Origin of the sequence: Mesorhizobium sp. M8A.F.Ca.ET.021.01.1.1 (assembly GCF_003998025.1) — a bacterium.
GTDB lineage: Bacteria > Pseudomonadota > Alphaproteobacteria > Rhizobiales > Rhizobiaceae > Mesorhizobium.
On the sequence record NZ_RZSJ01000603.1, the window covers coordinates 1 to 3,682 of the forward strand.

At 62.0% G+C, this 3,682-nt stretch carries 5 protein-coding genes; 3 read left to right on the forward strand and 2 right to left on the reverse strand.

Going from position 1 to position 3,682, the window contains the following annotated elements:
* On the reverse strand, positions 1 to 363 hold a 363-nt coding region (locus EOA36_RS30590; protein WP_281040092.1), incomplete at its 3' end, for a phosphoribosylaminoimidazolesuccinocarboxamide synthase.
* Positions 364 to 639: 276 nt separating this feature from the next.
* Between EOA36_RS30590 and EOA36_RS30595 the strand changes: the two genes are divergently transcribed.
* Both EOA36_RS30595 and EOA36_RS30600 read left to right on the forward strand, forming a co-directional pair.
* Positions 640 to 960 carry a DUF1476 domain-containing protein gene (locus tag EOA36_RS30595; protein ID WP_127280658.1) on the forward strand — a complete coding sequence of 107 codons (321 nt, stop codon included), beginning with the start codon at positions 640 to 642 and terminating at the stop codon, positions 958 to 960.
* A 109-nt stretch (positions 961 to 1,069) separates the two neighbouring features.
* Entirely contained in the window at positions 1,070 to 1,843 is a 774-nt protein-coding gene (locus EOA36_RS30600; protein ID WP_127280659.1) for an HpcH/HpaI aldolase/citrate lyase family protein, read from the forward strand.
* A gap of 19 nt (positions 1,844 to 1,862) precedes the next feature.
* On the opposite strand, the gene EOA36_RS30605 is transcribed toward EOA36_RS30600, so the two are convergent.
* Entirely contained in the window at positions 1,863 to 2,417 is a 555-nt protein-coding gene (locus EOA36_RS30605) for an alpha/beta hydrolase (protein ID WP_127280660.1), read from the reverse strand.
* Positions 2,418 to 2,662: 245 nt separating this feature from the next.
* Here EOA36_RS30605 and EOA36_RS30610 point away from each other — a divergent pair, with 245 nt between their 5' ends.
* The gene (locus EOA36_RS30610) at positions 2,663 to 3,475 is read left to right on the forward strand and encodes a VOC family protein (RefSeq protein ID WP_127280661.1); all 813 of its coding nucleotides are present in this window, start codon (positions 2,663 to 2,665) and stop codon (positions 3,473 to 3,475) included.
* Positions 3,476 to 3,682: the final 207 nt, after the last annotated feature.

Below are 3,682 nucleotides of genomic sequence, written 5' to 3' on the forward strand. Positions count from 1 at the left end.
GTAGAATTCGATGATCGAGCGCGGCAGGACGGTGCCTTCCTCGATGCCGAGGCGCTTGGACAGCGAACCGGCGGCGACATTGCGCACCACCACTTCGAGCGGGATGATCTCGACTTCCTTGATCAGCTGCTCGCGCATGTTGAGCCGGCGGATGAAGTGGGTCGGAATGCCCATGCGGTTCAAATGATTGAAAATGTATTCGGAAATGCGGTTGTTGAGCACGCCTTTGCCGTCGATGACCTCGTGCTTCTTCTTGTTGAACGCGGTGGCGTCGTCCTTGAAGAACTGGATCAGCGTGCCCGGCTCGGGTCCCTCATAGAGGATCTTGGCCTTGCCTTCATAAATGCGGCGGCGATTTTTCATTTGAATTTTTCTCTGGATTTGCGGGCAGGCGGTAAGGGACCACTTCCTGTCCGTCCGCCTGAATTAGCGCGGCGACGGTGACGTTCAATGCCGGGTCTATCCCAATCACATCGTTTGCTCAATCGGCAAATCCTTCGAATCAACCGCTTTCGGGACTGAAATGCCGCAGCGCAGCATATGACGAAGCATATTGACCGGCCCGCGACCTTTTGGTTTGTGCTTCGGCAACACACATATTCACCTGCCAACGAATCGGATTTGACCCGGAGGGACGCCATGAGCAGCATGAAAGACCGCGAAGAGGGCTTCGAGCGCAAATTTGCATTCGACGAGGAGCTTCGGTTCAAGGCTTCGGCGCGGCGCAACAAGGCGCTTGGTCTGTGGGCCGCCGAAAAGCTCGGAAAATCCGGTTCCGACGCCGACGCCTACGCCAAGGAAGTTGTTGTTTCCGACATCGAGGAAGCCGGCGACCATGACGTGTTCCGCAAGATCCGCAAGGATTTCGACGCTGCAGGCGTGGAGCAGTCCGATCATCAGATCCGCCGCACCATGGACGAACTGATGGCGCAGGCGATCGAGCAGATCAGGAATACCTGATCGGCCTCTTACTGGACCAATCGACCGCCCGGCCGATCCGGGCGGTTTTTCTTTGCCTTTGCGGCGGTTTCCGGCTGAAACTGGCGACGTCAATAAGGAAAGAGATTAGATGTCCCTGAAGTCCCGTCTTGCCGCAGATGAAACGCTGGTCACCGCCTGGTCTGGCGTGCCGGACGCCTTGACCGTGGAGATCCTCGCCAGGCAGGACTTCGATGCCGTCACACTCGACATGCAGCATGGCGGCCATCACGAGGACAGCGTCCTGCGCGGCCTGGCGCCGGTACTGGCCCTGGGCAAGCCAGCGCTGGTGCGCATCCCTGTTGGCCGTTTCGACATGGCCAGCCGTGCCCTCGATTTCGGCGCCGAAGCGGTCATTGCCCCGATGGTCAACTCGGTGGCCGATGCCAAGCTGTTCGCCGCCGCCATGAAATATCCGCCGCTCGGAGAGCGCTCGTGGGGCCCGACCTATGCCTTTCCCCGTCATGGCAAGGGCGACTATGCCGAATGGCTGCGCGACACCAATCAGCGCACCATGGCTTTTGCGATGGTCGAGACGCGCGCGGCGCTCGATGCGCTTGACGGCATACTGGATACCCCCGGCATCGACGGCATCTTCCTCGGCCCATCGGATTTCTCGATCGCCTGGTCGAACGGCGCGACAGTCAACTCGACGCTCGAAAGCATGATGGAGACAGTGGCCTCGGTTGCCGAGCGCACCCGCAAGGCCGGCAAGCATGCGGCGATCTACGTCGTCGAACCCGCTATCGCCGGCCGCGTCGTGTCGATGGGCTACCGCCTGCTCGCCACGGGCTCCGAGCATGCGCTGATTTCGCTGGGGGCAAAGACCCTGCTCAAGGGCATCAAGGATTCCATCGGCGCCTGATGCAGCGCGACCACGGACGCTAAGCCTTCAGGTCCGTCAGGAACTTGGCGAAGGTCATCGATCCCTCGGGCCACGGGCCAAAGCCTGAATCCTCGCTGAGATGACCGGTCTCGCCGGCGTCGATGAACAGCGAGCCCCAGGCGCCGGCGATGTCCTCGGCGACATCGAAGGGGCAGAAGGGATCGTTGCGGCTGGCGATCACGATGGAGGGAAATGGCAGCGGCTCGCGCGGATAGGGGCCGAAGGTCATCAGATGCCTCGGCTTGATCTTGGCATTGGCGACGTCGGGCGGTGCCACGAAGAAGGCGCCGGCGACCGGCTTCTGAAATTTCGGAATGGCCTGTACGGCCGCGGCCACTCCCAGTGAGTGAGCGACGAGAACGACAGGTCTCTCGGCCTCGTTGACCGCCTTGGCGACGCTCGCCGTCCAGTCCTCGCGCACCGGCTTCGACCATTCGGCCTGCTCCACACGGCGCGCGGTCGACAGCTTCGATTGCCAGCGGGTCTGCCAATGCTCGGGTCCGGAATTGGTGTATCCGGGAATGATCAGGATATCTGCGTCTTTGACTTTCATGGCGCTGAGATAGCGAGCGCGATTGTCTCATGCAACCGTTGATGGCTGCGCTCTTTGCACGCAATGGTGAACACCATGTTCGCTTTTCGCCGTCTTGTGTGAACGATGGCGATCGACGATCTCTGTGGGGAAAGAAACAGCCGTGGAGGGCCGGGATTTTGGTGCTGACACGACGTACAATGATTGGTGGCGGCGGGCTCCTGGCTTTGGGAGCTTCGCGAAACGTCGCCGCAACGGAGACAATGATGAGCGAACTGCCATTTGCCGCCACCACGCCGGTGAGCGTCGCCCGGGTCGGGCTGAAGGCGCGTGATGCCGAAAGCCTCGCAGCCTATTACCGCCGGGTTGTCGGCCTGCAGGAACTGAGCCGTGCCGATGGCGCGATCACGCTCGGCGCTGCCAACCGTCCGCTGCTGGTTCTTGAGCCGGACGCGTCCGCCAAGCCGGACGATCCGCGCAGCGCCGGCCTCTTCCACACGGCTTTCCTGCTGCCAAGCCGCGCCGATCTCGGCCGTTGGATCAACCACGCCATATCAGACAAGATCGCCATCGAGGGGGCTTCGGATCATCTGGTCAGCGAAGCGCTGTATCTGACCGATCCCGAGGGCAATGGCATCGAGATCTATGCCGATCGCCGCCCGCAGGACTGGAAATGGAGCGGCGACAAGATCGCCATGGCGACCGAGCGGATGAACATTCCTTCTGTCGTTGCCGAAGTGCCGGCCGGCGATGCGGGCTGGCAGGGCGCGCCGGAAAACAGCATTGTCGGCCACGTCCACCTCCGCGTCGGCAGGCCGGAAGAGGCCGAAGCCTGGTGGAACCAGGAATTCGGCTTCGACACGGTCGCCAAATATGGCGGCCAGGCGGTGTTCCTGTCGTCAGGCCATTACCACCACCACATCGGCGCCAATGCCTGGCAGAGCGCCGGCGCCGGTCGCCGCGACCCGTCTCGTTCGGGCCTCGCCTGGGTCGAAATGCGCTCGGACAATGTGGCGAGTGAAACGACCCGTGAGGACCCCTGGGGCACGGTGATCAGGACTGTTCCTGGCAAGGCGTGATTGGCGTCAACACAGCTTCTTTCTCCCCGTTTACGGGGAGAAATGCCCGGCAGGGCAATGAGGGGCGGCGCCGAGGTTGCAAGGTTATCGCTTCTGACACAATGCGATGAGTAGCTTTACCCGTCGAAGTTGGCGCTGCCCCTCATCCGCCTGCCGGCACCTTCTCCCCGTGAACGGGGAGAAGGTGCCGGCAGGCGGATGAGGGGC

What these genes read in the sequence shown, in the direction of transcription:
- EOA36_RS30595 (WP_127280658.1), top strand. Translation starts at nt 640, where the DNA reads ATGAGCAGCATGAAAGACCGCGAAGAGGGCTTCGAGCGCAAATTTGCA.
- EOA36_RS30600 (WP_127280659.1), top strand. Translation starts at nt 1,070, where the DNA reads ATGTCCCTGAAGTCCCGTCTTGCCGCAGATGAAACGCTGGTCACCGCC.
- EOA36_RS30605 (WP_127280660.1), bottom strand. Translation starts at nt 2,417, where the DNA reads ATGAAAGTCAAAGACGCAGATATCCTGATCATTCCCGGATACACCAAT.
- EOA36_RS30610 (WP_127280661.1), top strand. Translation starts at nt 2,663, where the DNA reads ATGAGCGAACTGCCATTTGCCGCCACCACGCCGGTGAGCGTCGCCCGG.